This is a genomic window from Bdellovibrio sp. SKB1291214 (genome assembly GCF_002209355.2).
Classification (GTDB): Bacteria; Bdellovibrionota; Bdellovibrionia; order Bdellovibrionales; family Bdellovibrionaceae; genus Bdellovibrio.
In genome coordinates this window covers 3,546,804-3,571,528 of record NZ_CP106855.1, presented here as the reverse complement: position 1 = coordinate 3,571,528, position 24,725 = coordinate 3,546,804, and the positions used below count along the sequence as shown (strand labels likewise).

The window sequence follows — 24,725 nt, the reverse complement described above, 5'->3', positions numbered from 1 at the left end:
TACAGACCAGGGTCCAAGGGACCGATCTATCCTTCAGTCGCTAGGACTTCAGTTTTTTTGATCATTTCCTCGAGTGTCGCTTTGAAAGCTATCAGTTGCTCTTTAGAGAACTGTTGCTCCCAAAAGCTTTTCACACGTGGATACCATTGTGGGAAAATCTCTTTCAAAGTGCTGTCGCCTTTTGCAGTCAACTTGATTACAAAAGAACGACCGTCCTTGACGTGGGTCTCTCTCACGATCAATTCATTCTTTTCCATATTGTTTAACAAGCCCGAAATCGTCGCTTGTGTCACACCCGCCATGGATGCCAACGCAGATGGGCTTAAACCCTCTGGAGCATTTCTTAGCATATAAAGAAGAGTGAATCGTCCGCTGGAAAGACTGTACTTGGAAAGTACACCTTCAAAGTGATTGTCCAGCTCGTTTGCCACCTTCATAAAAAGAAGGTTGGAGTGAAGAATTCCTGCATCTACATCTTCCGTGTGCAGATCTCCGCAAGAAGCTTTTAACTCTTGTTCTGTCGGCAAATCCTGAATAAATAATTTCGCCATTTTCGTCTCCTGGGTAGTTATTTGCTTCTATTATTGTTACAATTAAAATTTTAATTCGTTTGTTTTATCTTATTTCTGCAGCTTCCAATCTCTTGAGGTAATTAAACGTGCTCCACGCTTGGAGAAGATATAACTCCACGTCCACTCAGCCATTACGGAAATTCTGTTCTTGAATCCGATCAGGTATAGAACGTGAACGAATAACCAAGCTAACCAGGCAATGACTCCAGTCATTCTGAGTGAGTTATACTGGGCAATCGCTTTCCTTTTTCCGATAGTGGCCATTTGACCTTTATCAAGATACTTGAACGAACTGCGTACTTGCCCGTTGATACTTTGGAGTACCACATTTGCGACAAACTTTCCAGCTTGAATCGCAGCGGGAGCTAATCCTGGTAACAAATTATTTTGCGAAAGTTCGAAATGCGCCATATCTCCGATCACAAAAGTGTCTGGATGATTCTCAATTGAGAAATCCTTGCGCACAATCACTCTGCCAGCTCGATCTTTCGCAACTTCGGGAGTAAAACTCATACGCGACGCCTGTACGCCAGCTGCCCAAAAAACGGAACGCGAGGGGATAAATTCTCCTGCGACTGTCACTCCGTTTTCATCTATTTTCTCAACACGCGAAGACAACCGGATCTCAACACCCAGCTCTTGTAAATCCCGGTACGCACGCTGGGAAAGCTTCTCGTTGAATGAAGCCAAAATTTTTGGTCCCGCCTCAACAAGCAAAACACGCGCGCTAGCAGGATTAATATGATTAAAGTCCTTCACTAAAACAGTTCGCGCAATATCCGCGATAGCTCCCGCAAGTTCAACACCTGTTGGTCCTGCACCGACGACAACGAAATTCAACAGCGACTTTTGTTTTACTGGATCGATTTCATTTTCAGCCTCTTCAAAGGCGGATAGAATACGTCGGCGAATTTCAGTTGCTTGTTCCAGAGTTTTCAAACCGGGTGCATACTCTTCCCATTCAGGGTTTGCAAAATAGCTGTGCTGAGCCCCGGTGGCGACGATCAGATAATCGTAAGCCAGATCACCATGATCTGTGCTAATAAATTTTTCGGAAAGATTTATTTTTTCTACCGCTCCCATGTGAATTTCCACGTTTTCTGCTTTAGCAAAACGTGCACGGATAGGAACAGCGATGTCAGAGGGATTTAAACCTGCGGTTGCAACCTGATATAAAAGTGGTTGGAACAGATGGTGATTGCGTCGATCAATCAGAATGACATGAACTTCTTTTTTGTTGGCCAGAGATTTCGCGGCATTAAATCCCGCGAAACCTCCACCAATAATAACGACTATTTTCTTTTCACTACTTTTCGGGTGCTGTAACGGCATAGTCACTGACTCCACTTTCGCGTGGTGCGCCAGCCGTGGCTTCCTCGTGAGACGTTTCTTCTTTAGAGGCAGAAGTCAATTTACTGCCAAGCTTGTTAGCCCAGATTCTAAAACGATCTACGTATGTGAATACAGCCGGTACCACAATCAGGGTTAGAATTGTCGATGAAATCATACCACCGATAATTGCCACACCCATAGAAGTACGTGTTCTTGACGCTGCATTCATGCCGATCGCCACTGGTAAGGTACCAGCGATCAACGCAAAGGATGTCATCAAGATCGGACGAAGACGTGTTTTACCTGCTTGAACTAGAGCTTCAGATCTAGACATTCCCGTCGCCATCAACTGATTCGTCGTATCGACAAGCAAGATACCATTCTTACCTGCCACGCCTATCAGCATGAAGAAACCGAAAATCGCAAACATCGAAAGCATTTGATTTGCCAAGAACAATCCAAGGAACGCACCACATAGAGCAAGTGGTAAAGCCACCATGATTGTGATGGGCGTAATGAATGATTCGTAAAGTGACGCCAGAATCAAGTAGATGAACATCACGGCAAAGCCCAATGCCATCACTGTTGATCCTGCAAGCTCTTGTTGGTTTTCGGCATCACCACCAAAGTTATAACGAACGCTTGATGGGAACGCCGCTTGACCGCCTTCTGAAGTCCACTTTGCTACGTCAGCGATGACCGTACTTACACCTACGCCTTGGGCAAGACCCGCAGTGATTTGGATATAGCGACCACGGTCCATACGATCGATCGAAGCTGGGCCTGACGACAACTCACCGTTCGCAACGTCTTTCAAGCGAACCAACTTACGATTCACGTTTGGAACATAGACATCATTAAATGTCTGTTTCAAATCACGCTGATTTTCCACTAGGCGGACGCGCACTTCATACTCACGACCTTTTTCACGGAACTTAGCTGGTGTCATCCCTTCAACTTGTGCACGAAGCTCGGCACCCATTGTTGAAGTATTGATACCGTATGCTTTTGCAGCGCCCGGTTTCAACTCGACTTGCATTTCTGGCTTACCAGGGCGGTAATTCGAGTCCACGTCTTTAAAGCGCGGATCTTTTTTCAAGGTCTCTAGCAATTTCGTCGCTGATGACTCTAGATCTTTTGGATCTGGAGAGATGATGTTCATCACGAATGGCTGTTGAGCCATACCACCCGTCGAGTCGTATTTTTTAACAACTGGATTTGCGAACGCGAAGTCTGCAAATTTTTGACGTAAATGATCACGGAAAGCTTCCGTTTTCATTCTGCCTTTTTCATCTTTCATTCTTACATAGAAGCTTGCTTTATTCGACTCACCATAAATAGTACCAACGATCATCGTTGTATAATCGATGGCTGCGTCATCGTGCATGATCTTATCGATCTTGCTGGCAACTTCTTGCATACCATCCAAGCTTGTACCCGGAGTCATTTCCAAAGTAACTGTGATTTCTCCTGAGTCATCATCTGGGATGAAAGTTCCTGGAACCTTCGTCACTGTATAAATAGACAAGAAGAAGATCATCAATGTCGCCACAATCGTCATGATTGGATGGCGCAAAGTTACACGAAGAAGTTTTTCGTAGTATTTCTCAAGCATCGATTGGAAGCGGTCGAAACCACGAACCAAGCGACCCAACGTATGATCATAGATACCTTTTGGTTTGTGATCACCACCAGCACCGTGACCGCCGTGACCTTCACCTGCAAAGTAAGCAGTCAACATCGGGATGATTGTCATCGCGACGAACCAAGAAATGATCATCGAGAACACAATCGTGAAACCGAATTGTTTCAAGAACTGACCGATTGTACCTGACATCGTCCCTACTGGAACGAATACGGCGATAACAACCAAAGAGATCGCCATAACGGCCATTTGAATCTCGACAGTTCCTTTTTCCGCCGCCACCAGAGAGTTTTCGCCCAATTGCATACGACGATAGATATTTTCCACGACAACGATGGCATCGTCGACCAAAAGACCTACGGCCAACGTCAACGCCAACATCGATACGATATTCAACGAGAACCCTGCCAGTTTCATCAACATGAAGGCACCGATCAACGATACCGGTAACGAAACCGCTGTGATCAATGTCGTACGCGCAGAACCCAAGAAGAAGAATACCGTTAAGACCGTCAAAATGATCGCGATGATGATTGTCTCATTCACGTCATAAAGATTGTCTTTAATTTTTTGGGAAGCATTCGTAACTAGTTTGATTTCAGGAGCACCCTCCATCTTAGCTAGTTCGGGACGGATTTTTTCCATCTGCTTAATAACGTCTTCCGCCACTTTTACAGTGTTCGAACCGGATTGACGGTAAACTTGCAAGAAGATCGCTTTTTCACCATTTACATAAGCACGCGATGCTTCGTCTTCAAGAGTGTCTTTAACCACACCCAAGTCAGAAACGCGTGTTGGAACTTCGTTTCCGTAAAGATTTACCAAAGTATCAGCAACGTCATTAGTGTTTCTGAACTCACCCAAACCACGGAATGTAAGCTCTTTACCACCTTGGTTAACTTTACCAGATGGAATATTCTGACCCATGGCACCTACTTGAGAGGCCACTTGAGTTACGGAGATTTCGCGATTTCTTAGTTTGTTACGATCCAAAAGAACGTGGATTTCTCTTTTACGACCACCCAGGATATCGATCGCACCCACGTTGTTTACTTGTTCCAAGCGAGGTTTGATCATTTGATCGGCGATATCATAAAGAGCCGCATCCCCGATTGTTCCTTTAGAAGAAAGCGCAACCATCAAGATAGGAGTATCCGACGGGTCAAACTTTTTGATAACGGGGTCATCAACTTCATCAGGAAGTTTCGGTTTCGCGACATTCACTTTATCACGCACTTGTTGTTCCGCGTATTTCGAGTCCACAGACGATACGAACTCGACGATAACTTGCGAAACACCTTCCATATTTTTGGAAGTCATACGTTTAATACCAGAGATCGTACTGATCTCATCCTCAAGAGGACGAGAAACCAGAGTTTCGATCTCGGAAGGACCCGCACCTTTATATGTTGTCTGAACTGTGACAACGGGAACAGAAACGTCTGGGAACAAATCAACCGGCATGGACTTGTAGCCCGCCCAACCCACGACGACGATTGCAATCGTCACGCAGGTAATGAAAATCGGTCTGCTGATGGAAATTTTAGGTAAGCTCATGACTATTTCCCTTCCTCAGGAGAGGCTTGGTAAAGTTTGATTTGCGATTGAAGGCCAAGGATATTGGCAGCAGATTTCACGCGGTTCAAAGCCGCTGCAGAGTAATCTTGCTCGAACAACAACACTTGATATGTTGTTGTTCGTCCCTGACGAAGACGTGTTCTTTCCACGTCCAATTTTGTTTTTTGCGCTTGTTCGATTTTACCTAGCAGAACTAAGTTATCACGCGCGTCTGTTAGATTTTGAGTCAGATTAATCCAGTCTTGCTCTTGAGCGTAAAGAGCATATTCACGGTTGTATTCCGCAGCTCTAACACTTTTATCTGCACCGGCTTTAGCGTCACCCGCAGCACCGAAGTTCAAAGGCATATTGAAACGCATGCCGATATAACCAGTGTCTGTATCTGTATATCCAGCATTTTTCATCGCTTCGCTGTAGCTGTCATCACGACCATTCAAGGCATAATTTGCATAGATATCTAGAGTTGGACGATTGCGTTCCTTCGCGATCATTGCGTTTGCTTTCGCAGTTTGCAATTGCGCTTGCGTCGCTTTCACATCGTAACGCTCCCCCGGACGAGATTGCGGCACAGTGATTTTTTCAAGCTCTGCGTAAGGAACTGTCTCCAGCCCGTCGACAGGTGTCGTCGCTGGTCTGTTCAGGAATTTATTGAAATTACGAAGCGCTTCGCGCTGCTCATTGCGAGCCATCTGCAACTCAAGTCCGCGGCCTTCAACCAAAGCTCTTGCTTGAACGACGTCAGCTTGCTCTCCCAGATTCATGCCTCTTTTACGATTCACGTAATTCAAAATGTCTTGCGCGGATTTAGACGCCGTCTCTTGAATTTTTACGACATCAGACCATGCAGAAAGCTTCCAGTATGCAGCTTCTGCTTGCGCAAGAAATGCCGTGGACTGATAAGAAGCTTGGTATTGTTCTGCATAGTTCCCCGCTCGAAGAAGTTCTTCGTTAGCTTGAGCGGTACGCCCGAAACCGTTACCCCAAACTGGCATTGATAACTCAAGCTTCGGAGTCGCATCCCAGTATTTAGACATCGTGAAAGCAGAGCCTGCATTGTCGAACGTCGTCTTTTGCATTTGATAATACAATTTGCTTTGCAAACCGAAATCGAACTGTTGGGAAACTCCTAACATATAAGTTTCAGTGTTCACACGATCATACATTTTAGGTTGGCTTGGCTTGCCATCATGACCTGTATTGAACTCTGCAAAAAGTTTGGGAGTGAATAACAAATCTGCTTCGCGCGCCTCAAGGTTATTACCTTCAGCAGCCATCGATTGACCTTTATAACTAGCACTGTCGGTTTTCACCTGTTCAAGATACTGATTTAAAGTCACGCCTTGTGCCTTCGCTGCAGCGATGCCAATTAGCAAGAATGCCATCGCAGCTCGTAGTACAAAACATCTCTCGTTCTTAGCTCCACCCTGGTTCATCATGGGGTCTCTCCTGATCTCACAGATAAGTAATCACTTACTTACATACTTTTACGGCATTTTTTGGAAGTACTCAAGCAATTACTTACTTGTGAACATTCGCTTTTTATGATACATTAAGTATTAACAAGTATATTCATGCGTTTAGAGTGATTTAGAGTAATTATTTAGGAGTTCAAAATGGGAGACACCTCTCTGCTAAAATCGAAAACTACGGATCAAAAAGAGACCGTGACTCGATCTAAGTCAAAAAAAAGAGATAGATCCGCATCCGAAGAACGCCTGCTCCAAGCTGCTGAAGATATCTTTGCTAAACACGGCTTTAAGGGCGCTACAACTCGCATGATCGCTGACAAAGCCAAGGTCAACGAATCACTTATAGGCCGCTATTTTGACGGCAAAATGGGTCTTCTGTTCGCCTTAATTGAAACGCATATTAAAGAAAAAGTTCATGAAGAACTTCTCTATCCGCCTCAAGCAACTGCACGTGAAGAACTGAGCGCACTCGTGGACTCTATGTTTATTCATCATTGCCAAAAGGACGAGGAGTTTTTTAAAATCGTACTGGGCCAATGTCTTGTCGATCCTAAGTTTTTAAAACGCATCAGAGAAGTCGCGCCTATTAATCAATATATTCCACTTGTCATTGCTCGCTTAGAAGTTTTGAAGGCCCAAGGATTGATTCAAAAAGATGTCGATCTTCAGACGATGATGGAAGTATTCGATACTTACTTCCACGGAGCGATGTTCTTTGATCGCATCCTGATGGGCAATGATGTGAATGCAATCAAAACAAAACTTAACGTCTTTATTAACGGCATCGCGACGGCACTAGAAGTTAAAGCTAAGTAGTTCACCAAACTGCGAACCATCAGCAGGTCCCGGATCCACTTGCTCCTCCGGTGTGATTCTGGTGTTCACACCCGACGGCACCACCTCGTTCCCCATCACCTCCTGCTCACTCGGATATTGCCGAGCGTATCTCCATAGATCCTTGTGATAAGACAGCAGCAAACTTCCACCCTGAAGAGAATTAAGTAAAACAGGCAAGACTTCTGGTGCCACGGCAAAACATCCTTGGCTCCATCCCAGACGACCATTTCGTTGGATGAATTCATCCCCGACATATTTTGCTCCGTGAAGCACAATCAGTCGGTCTTTGGCGTTGTCATTACTGCGATCAATCCCTTCAAGCTTTAAAGAAGGGCCATTCTTAGCGCTGTTATAAGTTCCCTTAGCAAAATAGAAACCCAAAGAGCTTTTCCAGGAGTCCATCAAGTTGGAAAAACTGCGGGTTTCCAAAACGCCTGAGTTAATTCCGTGAGATACATAGAATCTTTCTGCTAAGCCCGAGTCTAGATGCAGAAAGTACAAACGCTTGCTCGTAGATATTTCTGTGTAGTCCACGATAACGGCGGTTTTGGTATTGGGAATACGTCCATAATTATAATCAAACATTCGAAATGTTAAATTAAGAGGTTCCTCGGGAACACCCTGGGCTAACAGAGCCTGATACAAATTTTGGCCGGTGGTTGTTTTGCGATTGAACATGGAATTCGGCGCTGTCGCGGCCGTTGCTCCGTTCAGAAATAGAATCGAAACGAATAGCGTCTTTAAAATACAGTACAAGAGTCTCATGATCTGAGCTTTGCAAAGGTGGTGATCAACGGCAACGAAGGACCACCAACACACCACCACTCTGGGAATAAAACAAAGTCTGGGGGCTATTCCTTCTTTTTAATGGCGCCCATATAGGAATACGTCCACGGTCGATAAGCCATTAGAACACCTGCATCAACCGTGGCCGTGTTGTGTTCGGAATCAAAACGTGAGTCCTCTTGCATTTCCATAGCTAGCTTTTCAAGTTTGCCTTTGTACTTCGCCAATGTGGCAGGACTGATTTTGATCAGCGTAAAGCGTACGAAGTCTTCAGGCTTGAAATCGTAACTCAAATACGTGGATTTCATTTGTTCAAACAAGGCGCGACCAATTGGTCCGTCCCTGCGGAATCGCAAAAATCCACTGCGCTTAAATTTCACTTTGTCCCGAGGATGAAGCTCGATCAAATTCAAGCGATCCAACTGAAACAGATACTTTTGCGCTTCAGCTTTACTGATTTGATATTCTTTCTCGATCTTTTGCGGCGTGCGTTCGTCATGCAGCAACATATAGTAATGCAGCAATCGCGCATTCTCGGCTAAAGCGCGTTCTTGTTCATCCGTTAGCAAATAGATTTGATTGTTATCTTCAAGGTTCGCCGACTTTACAACCTCGGAAAAACTAATATCCGCTACACGACAAATTTCTTCTAAACGCTCCAGGCTAAGGCTTTTGCTGGATAGGATGCGCTTAACGCTGGATTCGCTCAAATTTAGCGGTTTCGCCAAATCACGGTAAAGAACGTTTTTTGCCTTAAGAGCACGTTTCAAAGATGCCAAAAACTGATCTATTTGCGACATACCAGCCTCCAAGAAGTAGAGTACTGTATATTAGTACCTGACGCAATTCCCTTGTCGGCTATGCCGATATTCATTAGAGTTGTCGTCGATGCACTCTTCAGAAAATGCCCTTCTATATAAGCGTCCTTTATTATTTTATATAAAAAACAATCCTCGTGCGTTCAGCCTGGGAATGATCTTTTTATTGTTCACAAACTTTTTGGATGGAATTTACCCATTAGTGATGGGACAAATTATTGATGATATCGAAGCGCAAATGTCGATGTCTACCATTACTAAGAATTGTCTTATGTTTGCGATGATCATGGCAGGTCTTGCCGCAACTCGCTTGGGATGGCGTGCTTTTTTTGGGAAATTTCATACCTACGCAGCCGAACACATCCGTCAAAAAATATTCCGCCATTTAACTTCACTGGGACCTAATTTCTTTCACAAAAATCAGGTCGGTGAATTGATGAGCCTGTTGACCAACGACGTTCAATCCTTCCGTCAAGCCGTCGGCCCAGGTCTTTTGATTTTAGCTGACGGCGTAATTATTATTGCGATCGTTTTACCGATCATGATTATGAAAAATTGGGCGTGGACATGGAAGGTGTTGATCTTCCTACCATTGGTACCATTCATGATAGCTCGGGTCATGAAGCTGATTCATACGAACTATAAAATTCAGCAAGATCGTTTTTCTGAGCTTACTGGAGTCGCTCAAGAATCCATTGGCGGGATTCGCGTCATCAAAAGCTTTGCTCAGGAAGACAATCGCACCCAGCTTTACAACGGCGTTAGCTCTGCTTTTGAAAAAGCCTGCAATAAAGTTGCAAAGGTCGATGCTCTTTTCGTTCCGGTGATGGAGTTTGGCGTGACCTCTGGTTGCGTGATCTTATTATTCATCGCGAAGGATGACCTGTACGCCGGAACGGTTTCTATCGGAACATTCTTTATGTTCCAGCGCTATATCCAAAAAATGGTCTGGCCGATGACAGCCTTAGGCATGGGCGTATCAATGATGCAAAAGGGTTATGCTTCCTTTGATCGCATCAAAGAGGTTTTGCAGACTGAAACCGATATTCCAGATAATGGAAAAATCGAACTCTCCAAATTTGAAACGTTGGAATTCAAAAACGTTTCGTACAAACATCAAAGCAGTACGGTTTATGCTCTTAAGAATGTGTCCTTTACATTGAAAGCTGGCGAAAGCTTGGGGATCATGGGACCCGTTGGCGCGGGTAAAACCACACTGTTGCATTTGATGACAAGACTCTACCCGCTTTCCGAGGGTGAAATTTTAGTGAATGGCCATCGCATTGAAGACATTACCCAGGAATCCTTGCGTAAAACATTCTTATTAGTTCCCCAAGAGGCCTTCCTATTTAGTGAAAGCATTTCCGAAAATGTCAGCTTTGGCTTACCTGAAAGAGCTTCCGATGTGGACGTTTTGCGAATGACAGAAACAGTAGATCTCACCCGTGAGGTTCAAGCTCTGCCTCATCAACTTGAATCTCAGCTGGGCGAACGTGGTGTGAATCTTTCCGGTGGACAAAAGCAACGTTTAACGATTGCCCGCGGCCTTATCATGAAAACACCCGTATTAATTTTGGATGACTCTTTAAGTGCCGTGGACACTCGTACAGAAAAGGCCATCGAAAATGAGCTTAGCAAAAACAAAAGTGATTTTAGCAGGATTATCGTTGCTCATCGTCTGTCGTCCTTAAAAACGGTCGATAAGCTATTAATTCTGCGCGATGGTGAAGTTGAAGCACTTGGAACATATCAGGAAGTTTTAAAAGTGAGCCCTACATTTCAAAAAACCGTAAGCATCCAAGGTCACGAGGTGAATCATGAATAATGATAACTTCATGAACGAAGACCTGGTTAAAACCAAGGTTACCTATGCTGTTCTTTTTAAAAGATTATGGCCTTATGCTCGCCGTGAAAAACGTCTGTTATTTGCTGCCGTTTTTGCAGTATTCGGCGGGGCTGCTGTCGCGCGCCTGGTGCCCACCCTGATTGGTTATGCTATCGATCACGGAGTAAAGGGTAAGAACTACGAACTTTTCACCCAAGTGGCTTTTGCGTATTTGGGATTAGAAATCCTGCGCACTTGTTTTTCATTTTCAAATAACTTTTTATTCCAGCTGTTCGGAAATCGCATGCTTTTCCACTTACGTGAAGATTTGATGAATCACGTACAAAGACTGCCCCTCCAGTTCTTTAACAAAACTCCCACGGGACGTATTGTTACAAGACTTACTAACGACGTGGCAGCCTTGGGTGAACTTTTCACTGAAGGTGTGATCACGGTCTTTACCCAGTTTATTGTCATTCTGTCCGTGGTCGTAGCATTGTGCCTAATATCTTGGAAGCTGACTTTGGTTTCATTGTTTTTGGCACCGGTATTTATTGGAGCATCGTTTTATTTATCTAATAAAATCCGGGTGATTCTGCATGAACAGAAAAAAAAGCTGTCTGTGATAAACGCCTTCTTGGCGGAAAACTTGAATGGCATTAAGGTGGTTCAGCTCTATAACCGTGTTCGCCGCAATAAAGAGCGATTTGCTCTTTTATCCACGGATTATCGCGATACCAATATGCGTTCGATCTATGCCTACGCCCTGATGCAACCGATTATGAATCTGTTCAATGCGGTTACGATCACTTCGGCGTTATACTTCGGCGGGGTGATGAGTGCTGAAAACTCTATCGCGATTGGTTCTTTGATCGCGTTTTTGATGAACATTCAGGACTTCATCCCACCTCTGCGTGAAATTTTGGAGAAATACCAACAATTTCAAAATTCCCTGACAAGTGCTGAACGCATTTTCACTCTGATGGATGAGCCGAAGGAACACGAGCTTGAGAGCCTACGAAAGCCAGATGCTTTCCGTGGAGACTTGGAAATTCGCAATTTGAATTTCCGCTATGAGGACAACCTGCCCCTGGTTCTGAAAAACGTTAACTTACACTTCAAGCCGGGTGAATCCATCGCTTTGGTCGGACGCACAGGCAGTGGTAAGTCGACATTCATTTCATTGCTTCAGCGTTTTTATGATGCCCCCGAAGATTCTATTTTCGTGGATGGCCTTCCGATCGAAAGAATCGCCCGCGAGGAAATCCGCCACCACGTCGGCGTGGTTCAACAAGATAATTTTATCTTCCGCGGGACCATTCGTAATAATATTGGTTTGGGCGATCCACGAATTTCAGATGAGCAAATCACCAGAGCCTGCGAAAAAACCGGATACATGGGGTTATTAAAGCGAACAGGTCGCGATATGAATAGCCCCGTGGATGAGCGTGGTGCAAACCTTTCCGTGGGCGAACGTCAGCTGATCGCTTTTGCACGTATTCTTGCCTTTAACCCTGACATTTTAATCCTGGATGAAGCCACGGCAAATATTGACTCTGAAAGTGAGCACATCATTCAGGATGCGACTCGGGAAATTACTAAAGGCCGTACAAGTATTATCATCGCACACCGCCTTTCAACGATTGAACAGTGCGATCGCATTGTAGTCTTGAGCCAAGGTGAAGTGATGGAAGTAGGCTCTCATGCCGAGCTCATGGAAGCTAAAGGTATGTACTATCAGTTTGCCTCTGCCGGCGCGAAATCGCCTCTGATCGCGGATTCTTCTGAATCTGATACCACAAAAATGGAAGTGGCAGAAAAGTCATAGACCTTCTGCCACTGTTATTTAAATCTTAAAAATCAGCAGGCCGACCTCGTCGGAGTGCCGACCTTACTTGCTGTTAAGCGGCCTTAGCCGTCGTGAAGTTTTTAATACTCTCACGTACCGATTGACTTACCGTCGTGAATTTTACGCCGTATCTTACTGCGTCTGTTCCTCTTGGAGCTAAATCTTTGATGAACTGTTTGCTTACGATTTGGCAGACAGCATTGAACGGTGGAACACCGTCGCCTGGTTGGAAATGCAGGAACAAGGACTGGCCTGGCTGCAAATTTGGGTTATCAATCATCACGCCCGCACCACCTGCACTGATTTCCAGTGCTTGTCCACGGAATACTGTTTTGTTGTTATGAACGATCAAACTTGCACCGTAAGCAGCGCGAGCATGGCGACGACGGAAAAAGATTTCTGCTAAACCTGTGTCAGAAGATTGTTTCATCGCGCGGATTTTATCTGGAGAAAATTCTTCCACTTCAGCTACGCGAGACCAATTAGCCATGCGCGAGTGCCAGATATAGTCGTATTCAAATAGAGTCTTTTCTTGAAGCATTTGGACAACTTCAACTGGAGAAAAAGGACCGTAATTATTGCCTTCTTTCAGGATAAACCATTCTTTATCCTTCATAGTCTCAGCGCCAGCCTCCTGTTTAGAAGGAACTGCGTCTGGTCGAGCTGCCGGTTTTGTTGAAACTTTCGCTGAAAATTCAGGATGCTCCATTAACATAACCCAGTCACCGATCGTTTCATCATAGACATAATCCGTCCATTGGTGCTCATGGGATTCGATTTTCTGTAGGACAACTTCCAAAGAGTAAGGTCCAATATGAGTGCCGTTGTTCGATAGATAATACTGTTTTCCCATTTGTTCAGTGCTCCTTGGATTAAAGTATCGGCGCAAAAAACTTATGACTTAACTGTCGGATATTAGACAATTTAAACAAATTTGTTCCGGGATTTTTCGTCGAACTTTTGCACAATGTCCAATGGGATCTAATAGACAATAAATAGGATTTCGTGTTTCTCCAAATGAAACAGCGATCATCCAACCAGCCCAAGGGCCGGTTCCATCTAACCTAGACGCTCAGAATACATATTCTGACTCATTAAATTTTTTGGTTCCTTTCCTTAGGATTAATCTTAGATGCAAATTCTTTGGGGGAATTGAAACATGGGAAAAGCGCTCCTTTTCACACTGTCATTATCATTCTTTAGTTTTCTGCCTTTTGAGACATTCGCCGGTACTTGTCCCGCACTGCTGAAGGGAAGCGACTCTCACACGACCTGGCGCTTGTCCCCCTATCAGCCCGCCCGAGGCGTCGCGATCGTCGTTCATGGTCTCAACGTGAATCCGCTACGTATGTCGACTATCGAAGATGTCTTACGCAACGATGGCGTGGATGTATTACGTCTGCAGCTGGCTGGTCACAATAACAATATTAATATCTTTAAGATTGTGACAGCAGACATGTGGGAGCGGGATACGCTACGTGCGTACTGCCTTGCTAATGAAAGAGCGGACCGTTATGGCATGCCACTTTATTATGTAGGTTACTCTTTAGGTGGAGTGATGGGGGTCGCTGTTGCGAGCAAATATAATCAGGTTCGATATGATAAGATGGTGCTGTTTGCACCCGCTCTTTCCATTCGCAGAACTCCGTTTATTTTAAGAATTTTAAATACGTTAAATCCGCTTACGATCATTCCTAATCTGACTAAAAGAGAAAACTATTCGGCGAATTCAATCGGAACCCCGGTTTCAGCTTATCTAGCGACATTTAAGATTGCTGACTTTGTCGCCAAGCACACAAACCCTCGAGCTATCAATGTACCCACTCTATTATTTTACGATCCCCGAGATGAGTTGATAAGTCCTTCGGGATTGCGCACTTACATGGCCGTCCACAAATTGGACCGATGGACTCCATTTATCGTGCGTAAAAGACCATTCAGCTGGCGTTCTTTATTTCACCATATGATGATTGATCCTGCGTCCGTTGGCCGAACACGATGGCAGCAGATGACCGCTGCGATGATAAATCACCTGAATCACGATTCTATTCCAGACCGCAAGCTTTCTTCCATTCCGGAGTTGGAAGAATCATCTTACGTGCTTTCAGATCAAACAGACCAAATGTAAAAACCGCTTCACTGGCAACAGATCCATCATCTTTGATCATCTGTTGCTTCATGTGACCAATCTTGCCTTCATAATCAAGAATGCTAGAAGTGATGGTGATTGTTTCGCGAAGTTTGATCTCTTTCATAAACTTGATGTTTACTTCTAGAATCACCGGGCCTTGTTGCAGGCGATGAACATCATGAAAGCCAAACCCACGCGGCGTGATAGCTTCCCAACGGGCTTCCTCATAGAGGGATAAGTACATCGCATTGTTCACGTGCCCATAAGAATCAATATGCGGTTCACGAATCAAAACTTTATAAGAACCAAATTCACCCATGATGTCCTCTTTCTATTTCAAGGCTTCTCGAATATGAGCAGAGGCAAGATCTAGAGCCCAAACCACCACCGCAATCACGGCAATGATACATCCCACTTCGCGCCACATCGCTTGTCCTTGATACTGAATTAGCATAGTGCCAATCCCACCGCCTCCGACAAGACCAATCACTGTTGCCATGCGCACATTGATATCCCATCGATAGACTGTAAATGAAATATACGGCAGAACCACTTGAGGGACAATCGCATACCAGACCGTTTGCAGTTTGTTGGCCCCCGTTGATTCAATTGCTTCGATGGGGCCGTCTTCCACCGCTTCTACCATTTCAGAATATTGTTTTGCTAAGGAGGCCACAGAATGAATCATTAAGGCGAGCATTCCTGCGAAAGGACCTATTCCGACCCACACAGAAAAAATGATCGCCCAAATCAAAGCCTCGATGGATCTTGTAACGTTTAAAAAAGTTCTTAAGGCCAGATAAAAGGCATAAGCGACCGGTCCGCGCATGATATTTTTCGCACAGAAAAAACTTAAGACAAACGCAAATGGAATCGCAATGCTTGTTGCTAAGAATGCCATAAAGATGGTTTCGATAATATTCAAAACAGCTCTGGGCAAAACTTCCCAATTGGGATTGAAAAGTCCTTTGAATAATCTAACGGCTCCAGCAAATCCATTTTGGTCCAAAAGCTCTATTAAAGAAAACTCGGTCTTTACCAGTGCGACCGCAAAAGAAACCAGCAGTAAAACGACCAGCTGCCAGCCCCAAAAGCTGCAGTACCATGATGATTGCTCTTTAGGCGGAGTGTGATCAAATAACAATCCACCCAGAGTTCGAACCCGAGATCGATTAAGACCCCAGGCCAGCGCCACACCGATAAGCAAAAAGATGCTTACATAAAGCAGGTCATTGCTTAAGTTCAAAAGTTGATCTTCGTTTGATATGAAAAGTGCGACCGTTGCTGAACAAAGCAAAAAAGCGGCGCTGAAGGCATCAAAAAATATCCGGCGCAACATCTTGAGTCCCTTCTCCATAAATTTTCTGAAACCATTCCTGGGTGATCTCTTCAGGTTTACCTTGAAAAACTATCTCACCATCTTTTAAGGCAATCACACGCGTTGCATATTTTCTGACTAAGGAAAGAAAATGCAGATTGGCCACGACGGTAAGCCCCATCTCTTGATTAATCTTTTTAAGATAATCCATGACCACATGACATGTCGCCGGGTCTAAGGAAGCCACAGGCTCATCTGCCAGCAACAAGGAAGGACTCTGCATCAGAGCACGAGCAATCGCCACCCGCTGCTTTTGTCCTCCCGATAACTGATCTGCACGCAGATGGGCTTTTTCAGATATACCGACTAGCTTTAAGTTCTTAAGTGCCTCGGCTCTTTCTTGTGACGAAAACATTCCGAATAAGCTCGGCAACGTTTTTTTTGTTCCCAAAATTCCCATCAAAACATTTTTCAAGACGCTTTGACGAGGAATCAAATTGAAATGTTGAAAGATCATCCCCATCTTACGCCGTAATAAGCGGATCTGCTCCACCTTATGAAGCTTACCGATGTCGGTGCCATCGAAAACGATTTCTCCGCTAGTGGGGGCCTGCAACCGATTCAGACAACGCATCAGCGTAGATTTGCCGGATCCACTTAAGCCAATAACCACTAAGAATTCGCCCTTGTGAACATCAAAGCTTACGCCACGAAGCGCCTGCATCCCGTTGGGATAAGTTTTGTTTAAATTTTTAACCGAAAGAAATGGGACACTCATTGTTTTTCCGCTGGAAGCATTTGTTTAAGCATTTCCCGGACACTGTCATAGTCTGCATCGGTGGATTTCTTTAAATTAGTTGCACCCAACATCAAATCCAAAGATTTTCGTCCCTCAGGAGTTGCTACCCACTGCAATAACACATCGATGATTTTTTCTTTCATCGCCTCAGGCATGTCCTTACGAAACACGATAGGATCATTGGGAATTGGTTCGGACAGTTCTACAATTTTTACTTTTTGTTCAACGTCAGGATACTGCATCTTTACCAAACGACGTGCGTCTTCGATTTGTCCCTCTTGTGGAGGACTGTAGTAAGTGGCCCCCCCGTCGACTTGCCCCTGATAAATCATCGACACAACGGCATCGTGATTCATAGCAAACACAGTTTCTTTGGGCTCAATCTTTTTATCTTTCAAAGTTTTCAGCGGCAGAAGGTATCCAGACATCGATGCAGGGTCTACGAAGGCCATCTTTTTACTCTGGAAGTCTTTAAGAGATTTAATGCCACTTGAGCTGCGAGCTAGGAATTGAGACTGGTAAGTTCCTAATCCATAGCGAATAACTGTTAATCTGGCTTCGACACCGTAAGATTTGTGCGCCATATAGTAACCGTAGGTATTTATTGCGGCCACATCAGCTCTGCTCGTTCCGAATGATTCCACAACAGCGACGAAGGATTGAGGAATAGTGATTTCGAATTTATAGGGCGTTGATTTTTCTAAGTACTCTTTTAAAAGTTTGGAATTATCTGCAAGCACTCTGGCATCCACAGAAGGCACCAGATGAAATTTAATTGGATTTTCTGCAGTTCCCAAAGCAGCTTTTTTGAGATTACAGCCAGCAATACTAAAGACGCACAAAAATAAAAGAAGCTTCATTCAACCCCCACGAACATTCTATAAAAGGACTTGTTCACTGTTAACAAAGTCTTTGCCTTAACTGGACCCTAACAGCTACGATGGCCCCATGATCGATCAAATCCTTGTCAACATTCAGAGACTAGTTTCCGAGGGTAAAAAATGCCTCGTTGTTTTCGACTTGGACTCGACTTTATTTGATGTCAGCCCTCGTATTGAAAAGATCTTGATGGATTTCGCCGCAGAGCCTGAAAATCAAAAGCGTTTTCCTGAGCAAGTGGCTTGTTTTAACAAAATTAAAACAGCACACACGGATTGGGGATTCACCAATGCATTGCAAAGAGCTGGGTTGGATGGACATCATCCTGAATTTCAAGAAGCCGTAGCCACGTATTGGAAAAAGAATTTCTTTTCAAATGAGTATTTGAAATTCGACAGGCCCAACGAAGGCGCTTTGGATTACGTACATCTGGTACTAAAAGCAGGTGCGGATGTTGCGTATCTTACGGGCCGCGATGTGCATCGCATGGAGCCGGGAACCACGGCACAATTGAAACAATGGAATTTGCCTTTGAATGAACGCTCGGTGCTTTATGTGAAGCCCGATAAGTCCATGGACGATGCTGAATATAAAACCGACTGGTTTCTGGCAGATTCTCGCAAACACTATGCAAAAGTTTTCTTTTTCGACAACGAGCCGGTGATTCTAAACCTGATGGGAGCAAAATGCCCACATGTCGAAAGTATTTTTTTTGACAGCACCCACTCTGGCAAGGCAGAACCACCTCCTGACCTTCCAAGAATTATGAATTTTGTTTTGAATCAAAGGAACTCTTAGATGTTGTACCTTGTAGCGACACCGATCGGTGATACCAGTGAGATATCTCTACGCGCTTTGCAAATCCTAAAGGACTGCGAAGTTGTTATCTGTGAAAGTACGAAGGAAGCTTCTAAACTTTTGCGGGCTCACGGTATCACTGGAAAATCCTATGAGGTTTTGGATGAACACTCCACTCCTGATGACAAGGCTGCGCTGGTTCCAATCTGCCAACAAAAAATGGTGGCCCTGGTCACGGACTGCGGAACTCCTGGATTTTGTGATCCGGGTGCTGACTTGGTTCGCCTGTGCCGTCAAAAAAATATCGAAGTTAAATCAGTATTGGGTGCTTCCGCGTTGATGGGTCTGCTGTCCCTAAGCGGTCAACGTTTGGACGAGTTTGTATTCCGCGGATTTGTTCCTGCAGAAACGGAAGCTCGTGGTAAAGCTTTGCGAGAATTGACCAAAGAAAAACGCGCTATCATTTTAATGGATACTCCCTATCGCTTGAAAAAAATGATCGCCGACATGCAAACGCATTTCCCATCACGCCGTATGCTTTTATCTTTAAATTTGTCTCAAGAAAACGAACTCAATCTTGAAGGCACCATCGATCAAATTGCAAAAAACGTTCCATTCGAAAAAGCAGAGTTCATGCTTCTTGTTTATCCTGTATGAGCCATCTTCCAGTTGATGATTTTATACCTTCTATCAAAGATCAGATGCTGCGAGGTCAGAATCTGGTTTTGACGGCGGCACCGGGCGCAGGTAAAACCACGCGCCTGCCACCCGCCCTGCTTGATATCGTAAAAGGTAAGATCATCGTTCTGGAGCCTCGTCGTATGGCTGCGATTGCAGCAGCCCATCGTATCGCTGAAGAAAACGGTTGGAACATCGGTGAAGAAGTCGGCTATCAAGTTCGCTTTGCCAATAAAACCTCCGATAAAACACGTTTGATTTTTATGACCGAAGCGCTTTTAGCGCGGCAAATGTTGGACGATCCCGAATTATCTGATGTCGATTTAATTATTCTGGATGAATTCCATGAACGTTCTTTGCACGTGGATCTTTCCCTGGGGCTGATTCGCGAGCTGCAAGAGCTAGGTCGCGATATCAAACTTTTGGTGATGTCCGCAACTCTGGAGGCAGAAAAAATATCTGCCTATCTGGGGCACTCCCCCATCGTCAGCGTTCCAGGAAAACTCTTTGATTTGGAAATTATCTATCAAAAGAATTCCCAGGTTTTACAAACCTTTCCTTCGTTCTTTGACAGCTTGGCGCAACTTGTTCGCGAGGCCGCCGGCAAAACTGATAAAGATGTTTTAGTATTCCTTCCAGGCGTGGGTGAAATCGAACGTGCTAAGAACGTCTTAGAAGACTGGGCTGCGGGAAGAAATATTGATCTGATTCCACTGCATGGTTCACTTAATTTGGAAGACCAACGCAAAGCTTTGCAAAGAGGGCCTCGTCAAAGAATTATTCTTTCCACAAATATCGCGGAGTCCTCAGTGACCTTGGACGGCGTAAATACTGTGATCGACACGGGTCTTGCTAAAAATATGAAGCAAGATTATCGCACGGGATTTTCTCGTCTTGAATTAGGTCGAATCAGTTTATCGAGCGCAATTCAACGCGCAGGTCGCGCCGCCCGTCAATTCCCTGGTTTTGCGTATAAGATGTGGACCAAGATTGATGAGCATTCGTTTTTAAAAAGCGAAGTGGCCGAGATCCAACGCGTGGATTTAACAGAAAGCCTGTTGTTTCTGGCGGCTCAAGGAGTAAGTGATTTTCAAAAGTTCTCGTGGTTCGAAAAACCGGCCCCTGTTGCCATCGAAAAAGCCACGCAATATTTAAAACTATCAGGAGCTTTGGATAGCAACGGTAAAATCACTGACCTTGGCAGAAAAATTCTGCACTTTCCTTTGCCCGTACGCTTAGCCAAACTTATGTTGGTTGCGGCAGAAAGAAACTCTCTTGAATTAGGATCGGAGCTTGCTGCCATTCTTCAGGAGCGTGATTTCATTCGTCGTGAATCTGTCAGTTCTTTTCTGGGCGACAAAACAGAATGCGATCTGACCGTTCGCCTGGAACTGCTTCAACAGTTCAAAAAATCCGGTAAAGCTCCCCGCGAAGCGGGATTTATCGCCTTACAAACGGTTTCACAATCAGCGTCGCAAATTTTATCTTTGGCAAAAAAACTGGGGCCTGCGAAAAACACCAAACCCGAATCGCAAGAAACAGAAATGCGCACGCTTTTACTGCGCGCCTTTCCAGATCGCTTGTGCCGTCGCCGTGGTCAATCAGATCGTGCCCTGATGGTCGGAGGCCGTGGAGTAAAGCTGCAACAGGATTCTTTGGTGAAAACGTCTGACTTTTTTGTCGCCCTTAATGGCGTTGAAGGCAGCAGCGATGCAGAAACCATCGTAAGCCTTGCCTGTGGATTTTCGAAGGAATTCATTCTTTCTCACTTTAAAGAAGAGATTCAAAAAAACCGCGATCTCACTTTCATTGAAGAAAAAGGTCAGTTTTTTGTTCGTGAATACAAATCTCTTTTTGGATTGCCACTGGAGGAACCCTCTTTATTGCCTGCATCCCCTGATGAAGTTGAAGCAAAACTTCCTCAAGTCCTTGTAGAAAAATGGGAGCTGGTTCTTAAGAACAATGAAAAACTCGCTGAGTGGTGGGAGCGTGTAGAGTTCTGGCGTCGTCACACTGAAAACGGTACGATCACGTCTGAGATTGAACTGACAGAATCACAGATGAGCGAGTGGAAGCTGGAAGCTTTCGCTCAAGCCAGCATGGGGGAAAAGAAACTGCAGGCCGTCTTTGACAAAGATCTCGTTTTCTTTTTTGAAAATGTATTTCCCCCTGAATTTATTCGTGCGCTGAATAAGGAACTTCCTGCCCGCATCACGGTTCCCAGCGGCAGCCACATTAAAGTTATCTATCCCTCTGATAAAGCCCCGTACCTTGAAGTGCGCATCCAAGAGGTCTTTGGAATGATGGAAACACCAAAGGTTTTATTTGGAAAAACACCTCTGACATTTCACCTGTTGGGCCCCAATTTCCGTCCTGTGCAAGTGACTGCCAATCTGGAAAGTTTTTGGAAAAACGGCTACCAAGAAGTGCGCAAAGAACTGCGAATCAAGTACCCAAAACACCAGTGGCCGGAAGACCCTGCTGATGGTACTCCCGAGGCAAAAGGCCGCCGTCGCCAGTAAAAAATTTGGCCCGGCTGTTGCTCTCTATAAAACCAGAAACTAAGCGAATCCTAAGAGCGAAATCCTTCGATTTGAAGGGCTTCGGCTGTCTAACGCCTATACAGGGGATGCGCAAAAGGGAGACCCCTTGTTGGTATTGAGAAAGAACATCAGGTTTACGTCTTGGCTCATGGTGGGAGTTCTTTCCATTTCCAGCTCCCTGGCCCACGCCACAAGCACCTGCGAAAATGTTTTTAACAACCTCCCTGAATTTGAGCAAAGATATGCGGAAGCCGCACCCGGCGTGAATATTACCTATCGTCACGTCCACACTGACAAACGCGAATTTACAGTCGAAGAAGTCCTTGGAAAAACTGACGATCTTTTATTGGGTATCGCGCCCTTTGGTCACGCCTATTTGGTGAATGGGAAGGTTCGTGTGGACGGCACACTCTTGGGTCAGAAAACCACCGTTCATGATCATATGGCCGAGCTTGAAACCGGCATCGTGATCAAAGTTAAAAAGACGTCTCTTAACAACGATGTCTTAAAAAAGATGGATGATACCTACGGCATTAGTTGCGCTAAGACCGCCTGTGAAGCCATGGCGAAAGCTGGGGATCTTTATATCGGCGACAACAAGTCGAAGTACTACTCCCCTTATGAGATGGCTCAAGCGATCTTTAAAAATGGACTGCGTGATGGAGCTGGCAACGTTGTGCCTTTTGAAATTTATTATATCGGAAAGTTTGAATTCGAAAACACCATGAGACGAGTGCGCCAATCCAGCAAAACTCTGCGCGACGAAGCGGTGGTAAAATACGGCGTTGTCGCCACAGGCTTGGTATTGACCGGAACGGTTTTGGCGGTGGTTCTAATGTCGAAGAACGACGACTCAAAAAAACAAAAAGCCCAACACTAAGTTCGAAGAACAATTCGGACATAAAAAAAGGGAGCTCGAAAGCTCCCTTTTCAATTTTACTTTTCTGATCCGTAGGATTAGCCACGAAGAGAGTAGTAAGAGATCACTAGACCTGGATCGAATGAGAATGGAACTGCTTCCATGTTTGGTTCATCGATCAAGCGGCCAGTCTCAACGCCACCTTTTTCTTCTTTAGTCATGAAAGAAGGAAGTGGAAGACGAGGAGCTTGTTTAGCAGCCATGTATACTTGGTTAGTGTATGCTTCTGGTTTCAAAGAAACTACGTCACCAACTTTGATGATTTGAGAAGCGATGTTTACTTTCTTACCGTTCAACAAAACTTTACCGTGAGATACCAATTGTTTTGCTGCAGGGATAGATTGTGCAAAACCAAGACGGAATACAACGTTATCCAAACGTTTTTCCAAAAGGTTTACCAAAGACTCAACCCAGTTCGTGTTAGAAGATTTTTGAGCTTTACCGATGATACGGCGGAATTGCTCTTCACGTAGTCCGTAGTGGATGCGAACTTTTTGTTTTTCTTCAAGTTGCAAACCGAACTCAGAGTACTTACGACGGCGTTGACCGTGTTGACCTGGAGGATATGGTCTTCTTTCCAAAGCACCAGCTTTACCCAAGCCTGGTAGTTCAGTCATAAGACGACGTTGTTTTTTGAAGCGAGCTTCTTTACCTGTTCTTTTCATACTTATAAATCCTTATGTTATACTTTTTTGCCGCGGTATAACCTAACAACACCGGTATTACGTCAGTCCTTGTCGTATTTCCATATGTCGTGATTTTCACTCAACATTCCACAAACCCTTTGCTAATGCAACCTCCATGAAGCGTCTTACAAAACTTACCGTCATATCGATTTTATCGGTTCCTGCGCTAACGCAAGCCAGGACCAAGACGCTTCTCTACTGCAAAAATATCGAGCAGCCTGACTTAAAAAGCATCACCATCCAAGAAAACTCGGCCCTCAAGCAGCAGGGTTTGCTGGAGCTGATCGAGCAAAATAAGGACGGCTCCCGAAAACAGCTACACGCCATGGATGCCGATCTCCAAGAAGGTTGGGTTCCCATGTCCTCTTTGGCGGGCATCCCCCGAATTCTGATTCGCAAAGAAGGAAAGTGGTCGGTTGCCGAAAATAAGGGTGATTATCGCGTTTTTAGTGAAGCCACCTGTGTAAAATAAGCCCTATATGACGCCATGAATCACAGCCTATTGCAATAGGCTGTCGGCCATTTGCATTTCGGTTTCATGATCGAAAACTAATATTAAAGATGTCGCTTGACGCTCTGTGGCTCTGAGACAATGGAGGAGTACCTAAACCACTTGGGCCAAATCGGCTTGAGTGACTGAAACTAGCACGAAAGGAGTTCGGCTATGAAACAGGTAGAATTAGAAACGGCTCCTACGGCCAATACACAACTGGAAAGTACAAGTACTGCTACTCCGGTCCGTAAGAAAAACCGTCGCCGCCGCCTTGCCGCTTGGTAAGTAGGCTCAAAGGCCCTCCCTAAAGCGGAGGGCTTTTTTTTTGCTCTTTAAAGAAAACATCCTTTAAAACCCACAAGGGTCCTATCAGCAGGAATTGAAGATCTTTTAGAAATGAAGGCCGCTTGCCCTCAAGCTGGTGACCATAAAACTGTCCAATCCAAGCCACTACGAAAAGGCCGATCAGCCAAGGCCACTGCGGGTGAAGAGCCATACCCAGCAAGTACAACAAGACATAGCAGATTACCAACTGCCCGATCATAATCACGAACGGTTTAGGCCCCAGAGTTGAGTACCATCCTAATGCCAAGGCGATAAACGCCTCTCCCAAACGGACTGGTCCCATCTGAACTGGGATCTGCAGCAGCAAACCCACGACTGTAAAGAAGATCAGGGGAACGCAGATTTTATGAATGATTTTGTTTTTTCGGTTTTGATGACTCTCGCTGTATTCTGAAAACCAGGATTCCAATGATCTCATTCGAACT

The 24,725-nt window shown here is 44.8% G+C and carries 22 protein-coding genes; 9 read left to right on the top strand and 13 right to left on the bottom strand.

Translation table 11 applies throughout. The features are described from left to right. Positions 1 to 26: 26 nt before the first annotated feature. From B9G69_RS17520 to B9G69_RS17505, 4 genes are all read right to left on the bottom strand, one after another. Positions 27 to 551, bottom strand: coding sequence for a MarR family winged helix-turn-helix transcriptional regulator (locus B9G69_RS17520; RefSeq protein WP_088615364.1), 525 nt, complete (start codon positions 549 to 551; stop codon positions 27 to 29). Positions 552 to 620: 69 nt separating this feature from the next. Further along, on the bottom strand, positions 621 to 1,904 hold the full coding sequence (locus B9G69_RS17515; RefSeq protein WP_088615365.1) for an NAD(P)/FAD-dependent oxidoreductase: 1,284 nt from the start codon (positions 1,902 to 1,904) through the stop codon (positions 621 to 623). Further along, a complete protein-coding gene (locus tag B9G69_RS17510; protein WP_265437875.1) occupies positions 1,879 to 5,106 on the bottom strand; it encodes an efflux RND transporter permease subunit in 3,228 nt (1,075 codons plus the stop codon). Before B9G69_RS17510 ends, B9G69_RS17515 begins: the two co-directional genes overlap by 26 nt. Positions 5,107 to 5,108: 2 nt before the next feature. Further along, complete coding sequence (locus B9G69_RS17505) at positions 5,109 to 6,563, bottom strand: TolC family protein (RefSeq protein ID WP_254916857.1); 1,455 nt, start codon at positions 6,561 to 6,563, stop codon at positions 5,109 to 5,111. A gap of 177 nt (positions 6,564 to 6,740) precedes the next feature. Here B9G69_RS17505 and B9G69_RS17500 point away from each other — a divergent pair, with 177 nt between their 5' ends. Next, positions 6,741 to 7,412 (top strand): TetR/AcrR family transcriptional regulator, encoded by a 672-nt coding sequence (locus B9G69_RS17500; protein ID WP_088615368.1) that lies wholly within the window; start codon positions 6,741 to 6,743, stop codon positions 7,410 to 7,412. Here B9G69_RS17500 and B9G69_RS17495 read toward each other — a convergent pair. Both B9G69_RS17495 and B9G69_RS17490 read right to left on the bottom strand, forming a co-directional pair. After that, positions 7,392 to 8,198 carry a murein L,D-transpeptidase catalytic domain family protein gene (locus B9G69_RS17495; RefSeq protein WP_088617165.1) on the bottom strand — a complete coding sequence of 269 codons (807 nt, stop codon included), beginning with the start codon at positions 8,196 to 8,198 and terminating at the stop codon, positions 7,392 to 7,394. The two genes, B9G69_RS17500 and B9G69_RS17495, sit on opposite strands and share 21 nt — an antisense overlap. An 86-nt stretch (positions 8,199 to 8,284) precedes the next feature. Then, positions 8,285 to 9,019 carry a helix-turn-helix domain-containing protein gene (locus tag B9G69_RS17490; protein ID WP_088615369.1) on the bottom strand — a complete coding sequence of 245 codons (735 nt, stop codon included), beginning with the start codon at positions 9,017 to 9,019 and terminating at the stop codon, positions 8,285 to 8,287. A 172-nt stretch (positions 9,020 to 9,191) separates the two neighbouring features. Between B9G69_RS17490 and B9G69_RS17485 the strand changes: the two genes are divergently transcribed. Together B9G69_RS17485 and B9G69_RS17480 are read left to right on the top strand one after the other, a co-directional pair. Continuing rightward, the gene (locus B9G69_RS17485) at positions 9,192 to 10,862 is read left to right on the top strand and encodes an ABC transporter ATP-binding protein (protein WP_265437874.1); all 1,671 of its coding nucleotides are present in this window, start codon (positions 9,192 to 9,194) and stop codon (positions 10,860 to 10,862) included. Beyond that, positions 10,855 to 12,690, top strand: a complete 1,836-nt coding sequence (locus tag B9G69_RS17480; RefSeq protein ID WP_254916858.1) for an ABC transporter ATP-binding protein — start codon at positions 10,855 to 10,857, stop codon at positions 12,688 to 12,690. The genes B9G69_RS17485 and B9G69_RS17480 overlap by 8 nt, the downstream gene beginning before the upstream one ends. Before the next feature lie 73 nt (positions 12,691 to 12,763). On the opposite strand, the gene B9G69_RS17475 is transcribed toward B9G69_RS17480, so the two are convergent. Further along, complete coding sequence (locus B9G69_RS17475; RefSeq protein ID WP_088615371.1) at positions 12,764 to 13,564, bottom strand: GYF domain-containing protein; 801 nt, start codon at positions 13,562 to 13,564, stop codon at positions 12,764 to 12,766. Positions 13,565 to 13,870: 306 nt separating this feature from the next. Between B9G69_RS17475 and B9G69_RS17470 the strand changes: the two genes are divergently transcribed. After that, complete coding sequence (locus tag B9G69_RS17470) at positions 13,871 to 14,839, top strand: alpha/beta hydrolase (RefSeq protein ID WP_088615372.1); 969 nt, start codon at positions 13,871 to 13,873, stop codon at positions 14,837 to 14,839. Here the strand turns inward: B9G69_RS17470 and B9G69_RS17465 are convergent. From B9G69_RS17465 to B9G69_RS17450, 4 genes are read right to left on the bottom strand one after another with little or no spacing between them, the layout of a single operon-like run. Continuing rightward, the gene (locus B9G69_RS17465; RefSeq protein WP_265437873.1) at positions 14,757 to 15,161 is read right to left on the bottom strand and encodes an acyl-CoA thioesterase; all 405 of its coding nucleotides are present in this window, start codon (positions 15,159 to 15,161) and stop codon (positions 14,757 to 14,759) included. The two genes, B9G69_RS17470 and B9G69_RS17465, sit on opposite strands and share 83 nt — an antisense overlap. A 12-nt stretch (positions 15,162 to 15,173) precedes the next feature. Then, complete coding sequence (phnE, locus tag B9G69_RS17460; protein WP_088615374.1) at positions 15,174 to 16,181, bottom strand: phosphonate ABC transporter, permease protein PhnE; 1,008 nt, start codon at positions 16,179 to 16,181, stop codon at positions 15,174 to 15,176. Beyond that, on the bottom strand, positions 16,159 to 16,938 hold the full coding sequence (phnC, locus tag B9G69_RS17455; RefSeq protein WP_088615375.1) for a phosphonate ABC transporter ATP-binding protein: 780 nt from the start codon (positions 16,936 to 16,938) through the stop codon (positions 16,159 to 16,161). Before phnC ends, phnE begins: the two co-directional genes overlap by 23 nt. Next, positions 16,935 to 17,819, bottom strand: a complete 885-nt coding sequence (locus tag B9G69_RS17450; protein ID WP_088615376.1) for a phosphate/phosphite/phosphonate ABC transporter substrate-binding protein — start codon at positions 17,817 to 17,819, stop codon at positions 16,935 to 16,937. Before B9G69_RS17450 ends, phnC begins: the two co-directional genes overlap by 4 nt. A gap of 88 nt (positions 17,820 to 17,907) precedes the next feature. Here B9G69_RS17450 and B9G69_RS17445 point away from each other — a divergent pair, with 88 nt between their 5' ends. From B9G69_RS17445 to B9G69_RS17430, 4 genes are all read left to right on the top strand, one after another. Further along, positions 17,908 to 18,636, top strand: a complete 729-nt coding sequence (locus B9G69_RS17445; RefSeq protein ID WP_088615377.1) for an HAD family hydrolase — start codon at positions 17,908 to 17,910, stop codon at positions 18,634 to 18,636. Continuing rightward, positions 18,637 to 19,293 (top strand): SAM-dependent methyltransferase, encoded by a 657-nt coding sequence (locus tag B9G69_RS17440; RefSeq protein ID WP_088615378.1) that lies wholly within the window; start codon positions 18,637 to 18,639, stop codon positions 19,291 to 19,293. It begins immediately after the preceding gene. After that, positions 19,290 to 21,836 (top strand): ATP-dependent helicase HrpB, encoded by a 2,547-nt coding sequence (hrpB, locus tag B9G69_RS17435; protein ID WP_088615379.1) that lies wholly within the window; start codon positions 19,290 to 19,292, stop codon positions 21,834 to 21,836. The genes B9G69_RS17440 and hrpB overlap by 4 nt, the downstream gene beginning before the upstream one ends. Before the next feature lie 127 nt (positions 21,837 to 21,963). Next, the gene (locus B9G69_RS17430; RefSeq protein WP_141096920.1) at positions 21,964 to 22,737 is read left to right on the top strand and encodes a hypothetical protein; all 774 of its coding nucleotides are present in this window, start codon (positions 21,964 to 21,966) and stop codon (positions 22,735 to 22,737) included. 77 nt (positions 22,738 to 22,814) lie between these two features. Here B9G69_RS17430 and rpsD read toward each other — a convergent pair whose 3' ends face one another. Then, positions 22,815 to 23,441: a 30S ribosomal protein S4 gene (gene rpsD, locus B9G69_RS17425; protein ID WP_088615381.1), complete on the bottom strand. Its 627-nt coding sequence runs from the start codon at positions 23,439 to 23,441 to the stop codon at positions 22,815 to 22,817. 136 nt (positions 23,442 to 23,577) lie between these two features. Between rpsD and B9G69_RS17420 the strand changes: the two genes are divergently transcribed. Then, positions 23,578 to 23,934 (top strand): hypothetical protein, encoded by a 357-nt coding sequence (locus B9G69_RS17420; protein ID WP_088615382.1) that lies wholly within the window; start codon positions 23,578 to 23,580, stop codon positions 23,932 to 23,934. A 325-nt stretch (positions 23,935 to 24,259) separates the two neighbouring features. Here B9G69_RS17420 and B9G69_RS17415 read toward each other — a convergent pair whose 3' ends face one another. After that, positions 24,260 to 24,718, bottom strand: a complete 459-nt coding sequence (locus B9G69_RS17415) for a DUF962 domain-containing protein (RefSeq protein ID WP_088615383.1) — start codon at positions 24,716 to 24,718, stop codon at positions 24,260 to 24,262. Between the last annotated feature and the right edge of the window lie 7 nt (positions 24,719 to 24,725).

Bases quoted from the DNA above. Each gene is read 5' to 3' on its own strand.
- B9G69_RS17520 (WP_088615364.1), bottom strand. From the start codon at position 551: ATGGCGAAATTATTTATTCAGGATTTGCCGACAGAACAAGAGTTAAAA.
- B9G69_RS17480 (WP_254916858.1), top strand. From the start codon at position 10,855: ATGAATAATGATAACTTCATGAACGAAGACCTGGTTAAAACCAAGGTT.
- B9G69_RS17415 (WP_088615383.1), bottom strand. From the start codon at position 24,718: ATGAGATCATTGGAATCCTGGTTTTCAGAATACAGCGAGAGTCATCAA.
- B9G69_RS17505 (WP_254916857.1), bottom strand. From the start codon at position 6,563: ATGATGAACCAGGGTGGAGCTAAGAACGAGAGATGTTTTGTACTACGA.
- B9G69_RS17440 (WP_088615378.1), top strand. From the start codon at position 18,637: ATGTTGTACCTTGTAGCGACACCGATCGGTGATACCAGTGAGATATCT.
- B9G69_RS17510 (WP_265437875.1), bottom strand. From the start codon at position 5,106: ATGAGCTTACCTAAAATTTCCATCAGCAGACCGATTTTCATTACCTGC.
- B9G69_RS17515 (WP_088615365.1), bottom strand. From the start codon at position 1,904: ATGCCGTTACAGCACCCGAAAAGTAGTGAAAAGAAAATAGTCGTTATT.
- B9G69_RS17475 (WP_088615371.1), bottom strand. From the start codon at position 13,564: ATGGGAAAACAGTATTATCTATCGAACAACGGCACTCATATTGGACCT.
- hrpB (WP_088615379.1), top strand. From the start codon at position 19,290: ATGAGCCATCTTCCAGTTGATGATTTTATACCTTCTATCAAAGATCAG.
- phnC (WP_088615375.1), bottom strand. From the start codon at position 16,938: ATGAGTGTCCCATTTCTTTCGGTTAAAAATTTAAACAAAACTTATCCC.
- B9G69_RS17500 (WP_088615368.1), top strand. From the start codon at position 6,741: ATGGGAGACACCTCTCTGCTAAAATCGAAAACTACGGATCAAAAAGAG.
- rpsD (WP_088615381.1), bottom strand. From the start codon at position 23,441: ATGAAAAGAACAGGTAAAGAAGCTCGCTTCAAAAAACAACGTCGTCTT.
- B9G69_RS17445 (WP_088615377.1), top strand. From the start codon at position 17,908: ATGATCGATCAAATCCTTGTCAACATTCAGAGACTAGTTTCCGAGGGT.
- B9G69_RS17450 (WP_088615376.1), bottom strand. From the start codon at position 17,819: ATGAAGCTTCTTTTATTTTTGTGCGTCTTTAGTATTGCTGGCTGTAAT.
- B9G69_RS17465 (WP_265437873.1), bottom strand. From the start codon at position 15,161: ATGGGTGAATTTGGTTCTTATAAAGTTTTGATTCGTGAACCGCATATT.
- B9G69_RS17485 (WP_265437874.1), top strand. From the start codon at position 9,192: ATGATCTTTTTATTGTTCACAAACTTTTTGGATGGAATTTACCCATTA.
- B9G69_RS17470 (WP_088615372.1), top strand. From the start codon at position 13,871: ATGGGAAAAGCGCTCCTTTTCACACTGTCATTATCATTCTTTAGTTTT.
- B9G69_RS17490 (WP_088615369.1), bottom strand. From the start codon at position 9,019: ATGTCGCAAATAGATCAGTTTTTGGCATCTTTGAAACGTGCTCTTAAG.
- B9G69_RS17495 (WP_088617165.1), bottom strand. From the start codon at position 8,198: ATGAGACTCTTGTACTGTATTTTAAAGACGCTATTCGTTTCGATTCTA.
- phnE (WP_088615374.1), bottom strand. From the start codon at position 16,181: ATGTTGCGCCGGATATTTTTTGATGCCTTCAGCGCCGCTTTTTTGCTT.
- B9G69_RS17420 (WP_088615382.1), top strand. From the start codon at position 23,578: ATGAAGCGTCTTACAAAACTTACCGTCATATCGATTTTATCGGTTCCT.